General features: G+C 47.3%; 15 protein-coding genes. 5 read left to right on the top strand and 10 right to left on the bottom strand.

All coding sequences use genetic code 11. The annotated features are described in order from the left end of the window. Positions 1-2: 2 nt before the first annotated feature. The 7 genes from B7982_RS10595 to B7982_RS10565 form a co-directional block, all read right to left on the bottom strand. On the bottom strand, positions 3-866 hold the full coding sequence (locus B7982_RS10595; protein ID WP_088660722.1) for an ATP-grasp fold amidoligase family protein: 864 nt from the start codon (positions 864-866) through the stop codon (positions 3-5). Further along, positions 856-1,965 carry a glycosyltransferase gene (locus tag B7982_RS10590; RefSeq protein ID WP_158213000.1) on the bottom strand — a complete coding sequence of 370 codons (1,110 nt, stop codon included), beginning with the start codon at positions 1,963-1,965 and terminating at the stop codon, positions 856-858. The genes B7982_RS10595 and B7982_RS10590 overlap by 11 nt, the downstream gene beginning before the upstream one ends. Continuing rightward, complete coding sequence (locus B7982_RS10585) at positions 1,962-2,879, bottom strand: glycosyltransferase family 2 protein (protein WP_088660720.1); 918 nt, start codon at positions 2,877-2,879, stop codon at positions 1,962-1,964. The genes B7982_RS10590 and B7982_RS10585 overlap by 4 nt, the downstream gene beginning before the upstream one ends. Beyond that, positions 2,880-3,764, bottom strand: coding sequence for an NAD(P)-dependent oxidoreductase (locus B7982_RS10580; RefSeq protein WP_233138508.1), 885 nt, complete (start codon positions 3,762-3,764; stop codon positions 2,880-2,882). Beyond that, a complete protein-coding gene (locus B7982_RS10575) occupies positions 3,758-4,534 on the bottom strand; it encodes a glycosyltransferase family 2 protein (protein ID WP_088660718.1) in 777 nt (258 codons plus the stop codon). The genes B7982_RS10580 and B7982_RS10575 overlap by 7 nt, the downstream gene beginning before the upstream one ends. Positions 4,535-4,674: 140 nt before the next feature. Then, complete coding sequence (locus B7982_RS10570) at positions 4,675-5,751, bottom strand: NAD-dependent epimerase/dehydratase family protein (RefSeq protein WP_088660717.1); 1,077 nt, start codon at positions 5,749-5,751, stop codon at positions 4,675-4,677. A 9-nt stretch (positions 5,752-5,760) separates the two neighbouring features. Further along, positions 5,761-7,107, bottom strand: coding sequence for a UDP-glucose/GDP-mannose dehydrogenase family protein (locus B7982_RS10565; RefSeq protein WP_088660716.1), 1,347 nt, complete (start codon positions 7,105-7,107; stop codon positions 5,761-5,763). A gap of 187 nt (positions 7,108-7,294) precedes the next feature. Here B7982_RS10565 and B7982_RS10560 point away from each other — a divergent pair, with 187 nt between their 5' ends. The 3 genes from B7982_RS10560 (at position 7,295) to rseP (ending at position 12,892) form a co-directional block, all read left to right on the top strand. Next, on the top strand, positions 7,295-9,157 hold the full coding sequence (locus B7982_RS10560; protein WP_088660715.1) for a glycoside hydrolase family 9 protein: 1,863 nt from the start codon (positions 7,295-7,297) through the stop codon (positions 9,155-9,157). A gap of 255 nt (positions 9,158-9,412) precedes the next feature. Continuing rightward, positions 9,413-11,440 (top strand): glycoside hydrolase family 9 protein, encoded by a 2,028-nt coding sequence (locus B7982_RS10555; RefSeq protein ID WP_088660714.1) that lies wholly within the window; start codon positions 9,413-9,415, stop codon positions 11,438-11,440. A 69-nt stretch (positions 11,441-11,509) separates the two neighbouring features. After that, on the top strand, positions 11,510-12,892 hold the full coding sequence (gene rseP, locus B7982_RS10550) for an RIP metalloprotease RseP (protein ID WP_088660713.1): 1,383 nt from the start codon (positions 11,510-11,512) through the stop codon (positions 12,890-12,892). 26 nt (positions 12,893-12,918) lie between these two features. On the opposite strand, the gene B7982_RS10545 is transcribed toward rseP, so the two are convergent. From B7982_RS10545 to B7982_RS10535, 3 genes are read right to left on the bottom strand one after another with little or no spacing between them, the layout of a single operon-like run. Beyond that, positions 12,919-13,284: a cupin domain-containing protein gene (locus B7982_RS10545; RefSeq protein WP_014546523.1), complete on the bottom strand. Its 366-nt coding sequence runs from the start codon at positions 13,282-13,284 to the stop codon at positions 12,919-12,921. A 42-nt stretch (positions 13,285-13,326) separates the two neighbouring features. Continuing rightward, the gene (locus B7982_RS10540; RefSeq protein ID WP_088660712.1) at positions 13,327-15,114 is read right to left on the bottom strand and encodes an RDD family protein; all 1,788 of its coding nucleotides are present in this window, start codon (positions 15,112-15,114) and stop codon (positions 13,327-13,329) included. Between the two features lie 24 nt (positions 15,115-15,138). Next, positions 15,139-15,384 carry a TIGR03905 family TSCPD domain-containing protein gene (locus B7982_RS10535; RefSeq protein WP_088660976.1) on the bottom strand — a complete coding sequence of 82 codons (246 nt, stop codon included), beginning with the start codon at positions 15,382-15,384 and terminating at the stop codon, positions 15,139-15,141. A 197-nt stretch (positions 15,385-15,581) separates the two neighbouring features. On the opposite strand from B7982_RS10535, the gene B7982_RS10530 reads away from it, so the two are divergent. Then, the gene (locus tag B7982_RS10530; RefSeq protein WP_088660711.1) at positions 15,582-16,115 is read left to right on the top strand and encodes a flavodoxin family protein; all 534 of its coding nucleotides are present in this window, start codon (positions 15,582-15,584) and stop codon (positions 16,113-16,115) included. A 23-nt stretch (positions 16,116-16,138) separates the two neighbouring features. After that, positions 16,139-16,618, top strand: coding sequence for an isoprenylcysteine carboxylmethyltransferase family protein (locus tag B7982_RS10525; protein WP_088660710.1), 480 nt, complete (start codon positions 16,139-16,141; stop codon positions 16,616-16,618). Position 16,619 lies beyond the last annotated feature (1 nt).

Genomic DNA, 16,619 nt, shown 5'->3' with positions numbered 1-16,619 from the left:
CCTCAATTTTTCAAATCCAACCAAGAACCAAATCTTTCGTCCCATTCAGCAGGCTCCATTGGTTGCATTCCGCTAAAATGAGAAAACGTTAATTCGCCAAAATATATTTTTCCGTTTATATCGTAAAAATCAGCCCGGCAATGCTTAAAGTCCTTGGTCAAAACATGCGCCAACTCAAACATTTTTTTTATTCCCGCGGGATCTGGAATTTTAATATCGGGATTATTTGGATAATGTTGCTTCATCGGCAAGTGATTTAAATCAACATCAAAAAAATCAAATTTCGTTTCATGGATACCTCTATCTGTAGCAATAAACAGAGCCTTCGGTTCACCGTTAAAACAAAAAATCTTATAATCTTTTAACTCATAGCCAGATTCATCTTCCATATACTTTTCTGCAATAATACGCGGCTTTACATTTTTATAAGGCCATTCACGCAAAGTCCAATAGTAATTCATTTTTAAGCATGCATTTATCTTCTTTCTTGCGGCCGCAATATCCAATGTTGACTTATCTTTAACAACAATAAGTCCTCCACTATCATGAGTACATTTTAAAACAAACTGGTTTGGGAGTTTACCAAAATCAATATCATCAAATTTATCCCAAACACCCAAAGTCGGAATGATATATTCCTCACCTATTTGCTTTGCGACGATCGATTTAACCTCGTATTTATCCACCAACTTCGTATACAAAGGATTTCGGTCGTGCAACTTTAGCCATTGCAATTTTTCATTGAAAGTTTTAGGATTTTTTAAATTCGGCCAACGCCCCACTTTACGACGAAACTGGATACGAATCCAAAGAGAATCAGGAATCCACTGCAACAAATACTTATACAAAAGAATTTTAAAAAACATTGTTACGAACCTTCTCATAATACATTTTGTAAGACTCACCCATTTTTTGCATTGTAAAAGGAGACTGGGATATCGCAGCATTAGAGTCTGCAAAAGATTTGCTCATGCATTGTTTCAAACAAGCCTTTAATGCTTCACCATCATGCAATGGGTATAGCAGACCACAACTTGGCATAACATCCAAAATTTCTCGATGCTGAGGAATATCAGACAAGATAACAGGGCAACCACAAGCAAGCGATTCGATTACAGCATTGGGTAACCCTTCTGAATCACTTGCCGAAATAAAGAAATCCGCATTCTGCAAATATGCAGCTACATTTTTCTGTTTCCCTAAGAACAGAATGTTAGAACAATCCTTAAACTTTTCCTTTATATCATTCAACAAAGGTCCATCACCCAAAAATACCAAAGCGACATTCTCAAGTTTCGCTTGAATAAAAGCATCTGCTATTTCATCATTGTGTTTTCTTGGAATGAAAGAATTGGTACAAATGAATAATTTTGTCGATTCATTCAACACAAATTGAGAATACAAATCATTTCGTGATTGCGTTTTCTGGCATTGGAATTTTTCCGTATCCACGCCATTCTGAATTGCCGTGATGTTCACCCCGTATGCTTTACGCATTTTATCGGCAATTGTTTTGCTGCAAGCAACCAAATACATGCAACGTTTCAGAGCAAACAAGTGGAATTGAGCAATAGTTTTTCCAATCCAAGGAAACATTCTGCCCGATAAATCTTCCATCGGAAAGTTTCGCAAAGTGATGACATGCTTAACATTTGCCTTTTTAGCCGCAAAATGAGCTATGATATCAGGCTTAACACCATTAGAATGAATACATTCAATAGAGTTTTCTTTACAGAATTCAACAATCTTTGAAACACCATTTAAAAAAAAGAATTTCCTACTTAAAGAAAGACATTTTACAGGAATTCCGTCTTTTCGATACTCATCTATTAGCGTTTCATCAGGTTCTTCAAAAAGCGTAAGAACTACGCAATTTTCTTTTACTCCCGAATATTTTATGATATTCAGAGTTTGACGGGTTGGACCAACGTTCCGTAAATCCGCAGACAAATACAAGATTTTCAAATTGTCACCCAATAATTTTTATGCATAGAGGATTTACGCAACTGAGCTAAGCTCATCTTTTTAAACTTGCGACCTTTACGATTCGCCAAGAACTTTACACCACTTTCAAGAATATAATAAGCTGCGCTAAACAAGCGACCTTGCGACAACAACTTCTTTTCAACCCATTTGACCATCTTTATGCCTTCTGATGTTGCCGAAATATTAGCAAATAATTCAGGATGCATAGTCATGAAGGCAGACACATCAAAGTTTCTAGTGTACTGTTGCTTTAAACTGTAATCATGCGAGTGCCATACGCCAGCAGTCCCGACATATGCGATTTTGTAGCCGGCGTAAATGAACTGGGCCGCGATTTTCATATCCTCGTTAATAAGAATATGTTTGTCAAAGCCTCCAATTGCGTCATAAGCAGAGCGTCGGTATGCTGAGCAACAGTCCGAGGCAAAGAAGGTCTTTACGCCCAAACGGGGAATATCATCTTTGCTGCGAACAAAGCATATTTCGGGATAATTGAATTCGCGGGTTAGCTTTTCGATTGGATTCGCATCTTCACGTGGGACTTGACGTCCGCTCGCCATGGCAATTTTTTCATCCTCCACAAAGGGGGCGATCAAGCGTTCCACATAATGAGCGTCACACGGCAAAGCATCTTGGGTTAAACAAAGAATTATGTCCCCTGTTGTTTGCTGGATTGCGAAATCGCGTGTTCCGCCATGATTGAAATTTTTGCGTTCAATAGAAATTGTCTTCACTCCGTCAAACTTTTGCGCCTTTGCAATTGTATCATCATCAGAAGAAGAATCAACGACAATAATTTCATCAATGGGAGTTGTTTGCTCCTTCAGTCGTTGCAATAACGGCTCGATGAATTTGCCCGCATTGAGTGTCGGTATGATGAGACTTATCTTCACTTAAATCAATTCCTTTTGTTCACAGTCCTTGTACCAATCGCGGAAGGCTTCTTCCAACGAATAAGAAAGCGGATAGTTCTTTGCGAGTTTTTGACCATCGATATTTGTGCTGATCATCAGTTTCTTTACTCGTGCCGGGCAAATGCCAAGTCCTAGTCCGCCAAGCAAACCACATATAGTTGCCGCAGCCATCATAGGCTTATGCGGAATAAAGGGAATCCTGCGTTTCATTCCGGTCGCCTTGAGCATTGTGTTTGCAATTCGTTCAATGGTGAACGATGGATAATAGCAACAATTATGCAACTGGATGTGGTCAGCATTTTCGTTTTCTGCCATGGACAACATTACACAAGCGAGGTCCTTCACATAAATGCAAGCCTTGATAGTATCCTTGCGGCCTGCGTATGCGAATTTGTGCTTCTTGAGTGCTTTATAGAGACGCGTCATGTTGCCATTTTCACCAGTGCCGAATACGATACCTGGGCGCACAATTGAAAGTCTACGGTTTGAATCTTCTGCGGCCCATTCGCGGTGAATTCTTTCAGCCACCAACTTGGAAATGCCATATGGGGTATTAGGGGTGGGCAATGTTTCTTCTGTCTTTAAGTCTTCGGCTGCTCCATATGGTGCAATGCTGCTTGTGAAGACAATATTCTCGATGCCGTGTTTACGAGCAAATTCACATACGTTTTCGGCGCCGCGAATATTCGTTTCGAAATAGGCATAATCGGGGTGCCCCGGAGTGCGATGGATTGCTGCAAAGTTAAATATCAACGTGTTTTTGCCAAATTCTCCTTGCAACTCAATCGGGTTACGGACATCAACTTTTTGTGAATGCGTCGAACCATCTGCTAAAAGGTCTGCGATGATATTTTTCTTTACCATACTCGCCATCCCCATTTGCAAAAATATTTAACAAGTGATGCAAAATGGATCTTGCAAAGTTTGAAATTCTTATGGCTTGCTTTTTCCCATTTATGGATAATTTGGCATTCGGGGAAACACATTACTTTGTGAGTTTGCCGAATGCGTTTGCAAAGATCGGCATCTTCTGCGTACATAAAGTATCTATCGTCAAAGCCGTTTAATTTTTTTAGAAGTTGCGTTGGAACAACGAGGAATGACCCTTGTATAAATTCGCATTCAAATGGCTTATCTTTGGAAACATCTTTCATTAAATGCAAATAATTATGTTTTTTTATAAAAGGAAATGATTGGCAAAATTTAGGGGCGTATCGGGCCAATAAATCAATAACGGTTAATTCTCTGCGATAAACGTCCTGTTGAATACCGTTTTCGTTGAACATAAGTGGGGCGGCGCATCCGACTTCTGGATTGTTTTGTAAAGCTTCGATTAGCTTCTCGAGAATATTATCAGTGAAAACGATGTCAGGGTTGACTATAGCATGGTATTTACTGTTGAGATAGGGTAATACCGCATTATGTCCTTTGCCAAACCCTTCATTTTGGGGAAGTTGGATCACTTTTACGGGATATTTTTTTTCGAGGTCCTCGCAACGTTCAGTCAGGCTGTTGTTTACAATGAATACCTGCAGCGTTAGTTTGCCTGATTGTGTTTTATACAGCGAATCAAGGCATTCTTCTATGGTATGCTTATTATTGTAACTAACAATGGCCAAAGACAAGTCAAACATAAGATTACATCACGCTAGAGATTCTTAAACTTAGAAATTCTCCTCGTTTACACTCATTCCTTTTTTTTAATTCTTAACAATATAGTAACCAAACATCTTTATAATATATTTACACAATTTTATAGCACTTCTTTTAACTGCTACTTTCCCTTCCCGTAATACTCCGCGTACCATTCTGCGAACTTCCTGAGCCCTTCCCTGAGAGGTGTTGCGGGCTTGAATCCGAAATCATTCTCCAGGGCGGTCGTGTCGGCATAGGTCACGGGCACGTCGCCGGGTTGCATGGGCACGAGTTCCTTGTGCGCCTCGAAGTCGTAATCGGCGGGGAGCACCTTCGCACGGACGAGTTCCTCTTGGAGGATTGTCACGAAGTCAAGCAGGTTTTCCGGGTGGTTGTTGCCGATGTTGTAGACCTTGTACGGTGGGAGGGGGAGACCGTCTTCGCCGTTTTGCTTTTCGGGGGCGTGCTGCATAACGCGCACAACGCCTTCGACGATGTCATCGACGAATGTGAAGTCGCGCTTGCACTTGCCATAGTTGAAAATCTGGATGGTCTTGCCGGCCTTGAGCTTGTTGGTGAAGCCGAAGTAGGCCATGTCCGGGCGGCCAGCGGGGCCGTAGACGGTAAAGAAGCGCAGCCCCGTGCTCGGGATGTTGTAGAGCTTGCTGTAGGCGTGGGCCATGAGCTCGTTGCTCTTTTTGGTGGCGGCGTACAGCGAGACCGGATTGTCGACCTTGTCGTCGGTGGAATACGGAATCTTCTTGTTGCTGCCGTACACGCTGGAGGAGCTCGCGTACACGAGGTGCTCGACTTCAAAGTGTCGGCAGGCTTCCAAGATGTTGTAGAATCCGATGAGGTTGCTCTGGATGTAGGCATCCGGGTTCGTGATGGAATAGCGGACGCCGGCCTGGGCGGCGAGGTTCACGACGACGGCAAAGTGGTATTTCTCGAAGAGGCTGTCGATGGCGGCCTTGTCGGCGAGGTTCGATTTGACGAATGTCCACTTTTTGCCGGTCGATGTCGCGAGGGCTTCGATTTCCTTGAGGCGCTCGTACTTGATGTTCACGTCATAGTAGTCGGTGATGCTGTCGAGCCCGACGATTTCCGCGCAGTTGTATTCGGTGAGCAACTTCTTGCAGAGGTTGCAGCCGATGAATCCGGCGGCTCCGGTGACGAGGACTGTTTTTCCGTTGAGGTTGACGTTCTTATCCAGCATTTGGTTCCCTTAGCAGCCGATGGCGCTGTATTCGAATCCCGCTTCGGCGAGTTCCTTGGCGTCGTAAATGTTGCGGCCGTCGATGATGAGGGCGTTCTTCATGGACTTCTTCATCACGCCGAAGCTCGGCATGCGGAACTGCTTCCATTCGGTGACGAGCAGCAATGCGTCGGCATCGAGCAAAGCTTCGTACATGTCGTTGCTGTAGACGATTTGTTTTGCGATTGTTGCGGCATCAGGGCGTGCTGCCATACGGCGCTTGCATTCGTTCATGGCGACCGGGTCATAGACGCGGACTGTTGCGCCTGCCTTGGTCAAGAGGTCGATGAGCACGAGGGCGGTGGCTTCGCGCATGTCATCAGTTTCGGGCTTGAAGGCGAGACCCCACATGGCAATGGTCTTGCCCTTGAGGTTTGCTTCGCCACCGAAGCGTTTTGCGAGCTTGTTGAACAACACCGTCTTCTGGTATTCGTTGACTTCTTCGACAGCTTTGAGAACGCCCATCTTGTAGCCGTTCTTTTCGGCGGTCTTGATGAGGGCCTTCACGTCCTTCGGGAAGCAGCTTCCACCGTAGCCGCAGCCCGGGTAGAGGAATTTGCTGCCGATGCGGGTGTCGCTACCGATGCCCTTACGGACCATGTTCACGTCGGCGCCCACGAGTTCGCAGAGGTTTGCGATGTCGTTCATGAAGCTGATGCGGGTTGCGAGCATGGAGTTTGCAGCGTACTTGATCATTTCGGCGCTCGGGATGTCCGTGAAAATCACGCGGAAGTTGTTGAGCATCATCGGGCGGTACAGGCGGGTCATGAGTTCCTTGGCCTGTTCGCTTTCCACACCGACGACAACGCGGTCGGGCTTCATGAAGTCCGTGATGGCGGAGCCTTCCTTCAAAAATTCCGGATTGCTTGCGACGTCGAACGGAACGTTCACGCCACGTTTGTCAAGCTCTTCCTGGATGGCTGCCTTGACCTTCTTGGCGGTGCCGACCGGGACGGTAGATTTGGTCACGAGAACGGTGTACTTCTTGATGTTCTGGCCGAACGTGCGTGCCACAGCGAGCACGTACTGCAAGTCGGCGGAACCGTCTTCGTCGGGGGGCGTACCCACGGCGCTGAATACCATTTCGACATTGTCGAGGACGCTGGCGAGGTCGGTCGTGAAGTTGAGACGGCCTTCGCGCTGGTTACGGAGCACCATTTCGTCGAGACCCGGTTCGTATATGGGAATTTCGCCTTTCTGGAGAGATTCAATTTTAGCCTGGTTCACATCGACACATGTCACATTGACGCCCATTTCGGCAAAGCATGTGCCGCTCACAAGGCCTACATAACCGGTTCCAACAATCGCAATATTCATAAGATTCCTTAAGATATTTTTGGAATTAATATACAAAGTTAAATGTAACAAAAATATAACGCAAGGGTGGGGGAGGTTGAAAAATCGCACACTGGGTACAGATGTAACCAGTTTTCTCTTTAAACGAGGAGCGTTTCAACCTTTTCGGGATATATTATATAGTGTGAACTAAGGAAAGGAGTGTCTTATGAAGCTCACGTTTGGCTTAAAACAGTATATACCATTCGCCGCTACGGTGCTTTCGCTTGCTACGGTGGCGTCTGCTGCTACGGCCTATATTAACCAGATTGGCTATCGTCCGGCAGACCCGAAGGAATTTGCGCTTGTCGATGGCACGGGCGATATCGAAATTGTCAATGCCGCTGGCCAGACGGTGCTTCAGGTGACTCCGAAGGCTTCTTCTTATTGGGCTCCGAGCACCCAGAATGTTCAGCTTGTCGATTTTACGGCGTTGACGGTTCCCGGAACTTATTCCATCAAGCAGGGCGGTCAGGTGCTGCGTTCTGACTTGAAGATTGCCGACAAGACTTTTGAAGATGTCGCAAAGGCGGCTCTCAAGTGGTATTATTATCAGCGTGCCTCCATGGCTCTTGAAGAAACTTATGCAGGTCAGTGGAAGCGCGATGCAGGCCACACGAATGCGACCGTGAATCTCCATAAATCTACGGGTGCTTCGGGTACGATTGAATCGAGCAAGGGCTGGTACGATGCCGGTGACTATGGCCGCTATATCGTGAACTCGGGTATTACCACATACACGCTCCTTTCGCTTTACGAACATTTCCCTGAATATTTCAATACGCTCAAGTGGAACATCCCGGCAGAAGGTACTTTGCCGGATTTGCTTGCCGAAATCAAGTACAACCTTGATTGGATGCTTACGATGCAGGCGGAGGACGGTGGTGTTTACCACAAGCTTTCGACGCTCCAGTTCCCTGGCGACGTGATGCCTGCGAAGGATACGGGTAAGCTTTATGTTATCGGTAAAGGCTCTGCCGCAACGTTTGACTTTGCGGGCGTGATGGCTGCCGCATATCGCGTGTTCAAGACGTTCGATGCGACTTATGCCGCACAGTGCCTCGAAGCGGCTAAGAAGGCTTATGCCTGGGGCCTCCAGAATCCGAAAAAGACTTTTACCAACCCGTCCGATGTCGCTACGGGTTCCTATAGCGATGGCGAACTTTCTGATGAAAAGGCTTTTGCTAGCATGGAACTCTTCATCTCCACGGGAGATGCTTCTTATAAGCCGACGATTGACCCGAACAAGACTAGCATAGTCCCGGCATGGCCCGAAATGTACGGCCTTGCGGTTTATGCCGCTGCAACCCACGCTACAGAATTGGGGGCCGATGCCGAAACGGCCAAGTCGATGCTTTTGCAATATGCCAATGAATTTGCCTATGCCGCAACGACAGGCTTTGGCGTCGTGATGTCGAACGAAGATTTTGTCTGGGGCTCTAACGCTGTTGCCGGTAACCAGGGCGTGTTCCTCCTTTACGCTTATTACGTCACGGGCGAACAGAAGTATTACGAAGCTGCAAAGAAGGTGATTGACTACCTGCTTGGCAAAAACCCGCTTGATATGTCCTTCTTGACGGGCTTTGGAACGAAGTCTCCGCTGAAACCGCACCACCGTCCGAGTACGGCCGACAAGGTGACTCCGCCGATTCCGGGTATGATTGTGGGGGGCCCGCAGCCGGGTGGCGAAGATATTGGATCGGAATCTTGGGAATGCAAGGATTATAGGACTGGCGTACCGGCGACATCTTACACGGATGACCGTTGCAGCTATGCCACGAACGAAGTCGCCATCAACTGGAATGCTCCGTTCGCATACATTGCGGGCGCTCTCGAAGCTTTGAACGCTGGCTACGCTCCGTCTTTTGCAGCACCGGGTGTTGCAAAGGGTGGTACTTCGGCGATCAAGCCTTTTGTCACGAGAAACCGCGTGTCTGTTGAAAATGCACCGCGCCTCCGCTTTGATGATCAGAAGGTGTTCATCGAAAAGAGCGGCAAGCGCTTTGACCTCAAGGGCAACCACCTGAAGTAATATTTGCGGAAAAACCAAGATTGTGAAAATCGCGAGATTCCGCGAAAACGAACCTCAAAAATCCATATTCATAGAATGCAAGACGGCGCCCCTCCCGGGACGCCGTTTTTCTGTCATCCTGGAGCGTAGTGACGGGACCCATTTTTTTACAAAACACTTGCAACACTTCTATTAAAAATGACGTTTGCACGGGTAGAAAAAGTACTTGAACGGCTCTATATTATATGGGCTAAAACTTGCACTTTTTAAGTGAGGATGTTTGTGAAGAATCATGCGTTAAAATCCGTAGCGCTTGCCGCGCTCGTCGCAGCCCCTGCTTTCGCAGCGACTGCCTACATCAACCAGATCGGCTACCGTCCGGGCGATTTCAAGGAACTCGCCTTGGTCGATGCTAACGGCAGCGTGGATTTCGTGAATGCCGCTGGCCAGGTCGTTCTCTCCGTGACTCCGAAGGCCGCCTCTTACTGGGATGCGAGCGGTCAGAATGTCCAGCTCGTCGATTTCTCCAAGCTCGCTGAAGCGGGCAAGTACAGCATCAAGGTGAACGGCAATGTGCTCCGTTCCGACCTCGTCGTGAAATCCAAAACTTACGAAGAAATCGTCAAGGCTTCCATCAAGTGGTTCTACTACCAGCGCGCTTCCATGGCTCTCGAAAGCCAGTACGCAGGCAAGTGGGCCCGCGCTGCCGGCCACACGAATCCGACCGCTGAACTCCACAATTCTACGGGTGCTTCGGGCACGATCAATTCGACCAAGGGCTGGTACGATGCTGGCGACTACGGTCGTTACATTGTGAACTCGGGCATCACGACCTACACGCTCCTCTCTCTTTACGAACACTTCCCGCAGTATTTCAAGTCGCTCAAGTGGAACATCCCGTCCGAAGGCTCCCTTCCGGATTTGCTTGCCGAAATCAAGTACAATCTTGACTGGATGCTCACCATGCAGGCGTCCGATGGCGGTGTCTACCACAAGCTTACCTCTCTCGGCTTCCCGGGCGACGTGATGCCAGCCGCGGACAATTCTAAGCTCTATGCTATCGGCAAGAGCACGGCGGGTACGTTTGACTTTGCAGCCGTGATGGCAATGGCATCCCGCATTTACAAGCCGTTCGATGCAACTTACGCTTCCAAGTGCCTCGAAGCTGCCAAGAAGGCTTACGCTTGGGGCCTCTCGAACCCGAGCCGCAACTATCTCGCCAATCCGTCTGATGTTTCGACGGGCGCCTACGAAAACGACAATCCGAACGACGAAAAGGTTCTTGCCGGGACAGAACTCTACATCACGACGGGTGACGCATCCTACAAGCAGTCCGGCTCATCGGAATACGTCTCTTACTGGGGCGATGTCATGGGCCTTGCCACGTACGAAAAGGCTACGCATCAGGCGCAATTTGGTGGCGATGCAAACGAAGCTAAGCAGAAAATTTTGGGTACCGCCGACAAGTTTGTGAACCGCGCTGAATCTGGCTTTGGCGTCGTGATGGCAAAGGATGACTTTGTATGGGGTTCCAATGCGGTTGCCTCCAATCAGGGCGTTTGGCTGTTGCATGCCTACTACCTCACGGGCGAACAGAAGTATTACAAGGCTGCCGTCAAGGTTCTTGATTACCTCCTTGGCAAGAACCCGCTTGACATGTCTTTTGTAACTGGTTACGGCACCAAGTCTCCGAAAATGCCGCACCACCGCCCGAGTACTTCGGATAACGTAGAAGAACCGATCCCGGGTATGCTAGTGGGTGGCCCGCAGCCTGGCGGCGAAGACGTTGGTTCTGCCGCCGAATGGAAGTGCGCTGATTATCGCAAGGGTCAGGCCGCTACCGCTTACACCGATCAGCGCTGCAGCTATGCCACGAACGAAGTCGCTATCAACTGGAATGCTCCGCTCGCATACCTCGCTGGCGCTATCGAAGCTATCAACTCTGGTTATGCTCCTGAATTTGCCGCCGCTGGCGTTGCAAAACAGGATGTACCTGCATCGAGCTCTTCCGAAGCTCCCGCAAGCTCTTCTTCGAGCGCTCCGCAGAGTTCTTCCTCCGAAGTTGCAAGCAGTTCGTCCTCCGCAATTTCTGGCAACTCCTCGTCTTCTGTGGAGCCCGCAAGCTCCTCTAGCTCTTTTGCGAACGTAGAATCCTCCAGTTCTCAGGGCACGATTGCAATTCATGCTCCGGTGGATTACAAGACCATGCGTTCGACGCAGCCACGCCTCCGCTTCGATGACCAGAAAGTCTTCATCGAAAAGAATGGCAAGCGTTTTGACCTCAAGGGCCATCGTATCAAGTAAATTCTCTCATATTCATAGAATGCAAAGCGGTGCTCCATCCGGGGCACCGTTTTTTTCTAAATTGACCGTATGATTTCGAGTATTTTGAATAATTTATTGATGTTTATTTTGGGGCTCTTGGCGTTGAGCTTCCTCGTGACGATTCACGAACTGGGTCATTTTATCGTTGCCAAATGGAATAAGGTCCGCGTAAATACGTTCTCGGTGGGCTTTGGCAAAAAGCTTTTCCGCTTCAAGAAAGGCGAGACGGAATACTGCATCTCGGCGATTCCGTTTGGCGGTTATGTCGCCATGGCTGGCGAAAATCCGGATAGCATTGAAGAGGGGAAACTCCCGTCGCAAGATGATTTTTTGGGAAAGTCGGTGGGCGCTCGTGCCGCGATTGCTTTTGCGGGCCCATTTGTGAATATTGTTTTTGCTTTTGTCCTCTTGATTTTCCTTTATATGGTCGGCGTTCAGGAACCCGACAATAAGAGCCTTATCATCGGTTTTGTGGCTAAGAATTCTTCTGCCGAAATTGCAGGTATCCAGCCGGGTGATACAATTACGGCTATCAATGGCAAGGAAACGCAAGGGTGGGAAGATTTCCGTGAACAGATCGGCGTGAGCCTCGGTGCGGATGTGATGCTCGAAGTGCATCGCGGCGGTGAACCGCTTGCCATCAAGGTCGTTCCGCAAGAACTCGTGATTCCGGCGGCCGATTCGACTTCTGAACCCATCAAGATGGGAATTGGCGATATCGGCATTTACCCGCGCAACCGCGTGATTGTCCGCCTTCCGCCTAAAGAAGGTACTGCTGCTCAAAAAGCAGGGATTGCGCAGGGCGATACAATTTTTGAAATTAATGGCGAACACATTTCCCGTTATGAAGATGTTGTCCGCCTGATTGACGGTTCCAAAGGTGCCGAAGTCAACGTGACGCTTTTGCGTAATGGCGAAAAAGCCAATGTGAAGATGACGCCTGCTTACAATGAAGAACTGAAGCGCTACATCGTAGGAATCCAAATGGGCTACGTGATGTTCAGCGAAACGCATCTTGTGCGTCGCGGTCCGATTGAAGCGTTCGAAAAGACTTGTGCTACGAGCTGGAAAATGACGACGAGCATCTTCCGCTATTTCAAGCGTTTGTTCCAAGGCCAGGTGAAGGTCGATGCATTCTCCGGCCCGGTTTCGATTGTCGCCGTGATGGGCAACGTGTGGATGAGCGGTTTCCAGGACTTTCTCATGCTCCTTGCGCTTATCAGCATTAACCTTGGCGTGATGAACTTGCTCCCGCTTGCGATTACCGATGGCGGTCTACTCCTGTTCCTTGGCATCGAAAAAGTGCGTGGCAAGCCTCTGAGTCTCAAGACGCAATCTGTAATCCAGAACGTCGCTGCGGCATTCTTCATCAGCTTCTTCGTGTTTATCACGATTCTCGATTTTGGGAAAATCTCGCTCTTCTTGAAATAAAAAATGGCGGCTTCGGCCGCCTTCTTTTATCTTGCCTGCATGTATGCGTACGCGAAATTCATCGGCGGCGTACTGATGCAAATGTATTCGAAAATCTCGGGCCCCATATTGCGCAGCCCGTGAATTTCCTTCTCTGCAAAGCGCACGACGTCGCCTGCTTCAAACGGAACTTCCTTATCGTCGGCGAGCAAGAGAACGCCACGGCCCTGAACCGCGACCCACACTTGTTCCGACGTATAATGCTTATGACGCGGCTGTTCTGCACCCGGCATTACAGAAACTTTCGTGACCGAAACCTTTTCTGACCTGCTGTTCTCGGGCGTGAGCAATTGTGCAGACTCCACTCCGGGGTTGCACAAAACCGTTATGTCGTACTTTTTAATCAGTTCCATTTCGTTTGCAAAGATAGCTCTTTTTCGAATCTTTGTGGCGCGTTACCCGTTTATCAGGTACCACAAAAATATTCTCCAGCCATTGATTACTGAAACTCGCTCTTCTTCACTTGCTCCATCGAAAATGTACCCGAAGCTGTTCCAGGAGACAAAATTTAAAGTGGCCGCAAGGGCGTCTGTAACAACTTGTGGGGTGTAATGCCAAGTTTTTTCTGTGCCGTCGGGGGATTTATTTTTGAACGTGATGCTTTTTATGGCGAGTTCCCTTCGGTCATCCATTTGGCAGATGATGGTTGGAATGGCTGATTTCCCCAGTCTTTCCAAGTTGACGTAAGCGCTTTCTGCTTTGGAGGCTACAAGCATATCTTCGATGAGAGTCTTGACGCTATCGGCGAGCTTTGTGTAAGGACAAACTTCTGTGTAGAATTTGCTTTCGATGATTTCTTTTTGCAATTTGACTTCGTTAGAGACTTTGTTTGCGTTTTCTTCGGTAGCAAGTTGCAATCCCTTTACGGAACTTTTTATAAATGCGTATTGGCCAGGCTTTCGTTGGCTTTTGACTAAAGGTGCGATAACTTTTTGGCCGTTGAGCGTAAACAGGTTCGAATCATTGCAACGATTTTCCTTTCCGTTTATGTCGCAGATGAATTTTCTGAGGGTAATTTCTTTTTTCTCGATGTCTCCTTTGAATACGGAGTCAATTACAAAATTAAATTCGATATAATCGCCTTTGCTCTTTTTAATTTCTTGGATTTTGTTTGTATCGACATTCAATGTGCCGGAAACAATGTATTGGGCGTTTGCGACGTTTCGCCAAAAATCACTTTTTATATCTACAGTAGGTTTGTTTTTGCGAGAGGTCTTGTCGAGTATAGAAATCGCTTTGACGGCTTCTTTCCAATTTTTAGGAGTATCGTTGAATTTGCTTGAATTGTATTTGCTTGCAATACCGATGTCGTAACCATAAGTGATGGCGATGAATAGGTTTTCGTCTTCTTCAAATGTAAATCCAGAGTCGAAAATAATTTTTGCAATTTTTACGGCTAGTAATGTGTCGTTTTCGTCTTTGTTTATCTTAGTGGCGGAGACTTGGATGAGCTTGGTTTGTGTAGTCTCTCCGTTGAAATTTGTGGTTTCGGTTTTGTTACGGTACATGGTTATACTTGAAATCGGGAGCTCTTGGCTTGCGACGCTAACAATCTTTTGCATGTCCTTAACATATATAAGCTTGTTTGAAACTGCGGAACTGCCTGCGAAGACTACTGCTAAAATTAAAATCGGCAGTGCGAATCCTGCATAAAGAATTGCCTTGTTGTTGGTAAAGTCGATACTACCTTCACTTTTGGCAGAGACGACGTAAGTCTTTGCTATCATGTCGTGTAAGGACTGCAAGGATTTGTTGTTGGCTATGGCAAAGTAAATTTCAAGAACCGGTATTGAAAATAGGATTGTGCCGAGAATGAGGCTTGGATAAAGGTCCGAGGAATCAGAAACTGGCATGCCGTTTAGCAAAATGTAAAGGGCAAATGGCAATGCTCTCAAAATTGCTTTCGCGACAGAAATATAGTTGGAATTTTTGTCTACAACGCGAATATTTAACAGCATCTTTCCAAGCGTCTGCCCGTTCATAAGCTTGCTGTTGCAAATCCCGAAATAAAGCAGAACAACTACGGCGCCGATGGCTCTCCCGAAATTCCCGAGTTGCAAAATGGCATCTTCAAAGGACCACCCGATCATCCAACCGAATACGCCGATAATCAAGGCGTCTATCAAAAACGCGAAAAGTCTTCTCTTTCGTGTGGCCAATTTTATTGCGGTTGTCTCTTCCATTTTTTTTCTCCTTCTCGTAAAAAATTAAGCTTGCATCCCGAGAACGGCGCGAGCGAGCTGGTCGGCGCAAGAGGTCGGCTTTCCACCACAGGTGTTTCCGAGCAACTTGGCTGCAATGTCTTCAGCCTTCATACCTTCGCAAAGCTTTGCAATGGCTTTGAGGTTCCCGTTGCATCCACCTGTAAAGCGGATGTTGCGGATAATGTCTCCGTCACGCGTAAACTGAATTGTCGTTGCGCATGTGCCTTTTGTCTTAAATGTCTCTTCCATAATAAACTCGTTGTTTTTTTTGTTATGTTCGCGCATCTCGTCATCCTCGCCCCTGTCATCCTGGAACGTAGCGACGGGATCCATTATTTTCCTTTTACTTTAAATATAGAATGTATTGTCGATGGACGAGACCGCTTAGCAGTTTTGAGTTTATTTTTATAGATTATAGCAACAAACTATATGGCAATGGTTTAGGTATGAATATTCTTGTTCTTTCTGGGAGCCCGCGCAAGGGCGGTAATACGGATTTGCTGGTGGAATCGTTCGTGAAGGGTGCTTCGCAAAAACACCAAGTTGAGGTCGTTTCGGTTCACGATTATAAAGTCAATCCTTGCATCGGTTGCAATTCGTGCTTTGCCCGCGAAGACCACAAATGCTGCCAAAAAGATGATATGCAAATTGTCTACGAAAAAATGGCCAAGGCTGAAATGCTCGTGATTGCATCGCCTGTGTATTTCTATGGACTGAGCGCCCAGCTGAAAGCGGTCATCGATCGTTTCCACAATTCGATTCGCGATACGTTTCATATCCATAAGATGGCACTCCTCTTGGTGGGGGCAGCATCGCTCCCGGATCTGTTCGACGGCATCCTTACGCAGTACGAGCTTTGCCTAAATTTCTTCAAGTTGCAAGACATGGGCCAGGTGCTTGTGCGCTGTGCAAAAGATAAAGGCGATGTCAAGAACGGCGATTCGCTCCAAAAAGCTTTTGAGTTAGGACAAAGTCTTTAAGACCCCGTCATCCGGGAGGAAAAATGAAACGCTTTCGTGATTTTATCGGTTACTTGTTGGGCGGGATTCTCTTTGTGATGCTCATCCCGACAATTATGTGGCTTGCATCTGGAATGCCCGCGCTGTGGCCGGTTGATACTTGGCGCTGCATTGTGGCGCCTGTTGTGATGCTTGTGGGCCTTGTGCTGAGTATTTGGACTATCGTCTACATGCGCAATCGTGGCAAAGGAAATCCGATGGATGCTTTCGGCCACGAAGTGGCCCCGCGTACGCAGCACTTGATGGTCGATGGTCCGTATAAAATCAACCGCAATCCGATGCTGACGGGGACTCTCGTTTATCTCATGGGTGCCGCTGTGTGGCTGTGGACCTGGCAATCTTGCGCTGTATTCGTCGCCTTCTTTGCGATTATGATGGTGCAGGTGCTAAGCGAAGAAAAACGCCTCCGTCGCGACTTCGGCGAAGAATACGAAGAGTATTGCCGCCATTCTCGCAGATTCTAAG

Origin of the sequence: Fibrobacter sp. UWB2, from assembly GCF_002210425.1 — a bacterium.
Lineage (GTDB): Bacteria > Fibrobacterota > Fibrobacteria > Fibrobacterales > Fibrobacteraceae > Fibrobacter > Fibrobacter elongatus.
The sequence above is the reverse complement of the archived record's forward strand: the minus strand, read 5'-3'. Positions and strand labels throughout refer to the sequence as shown.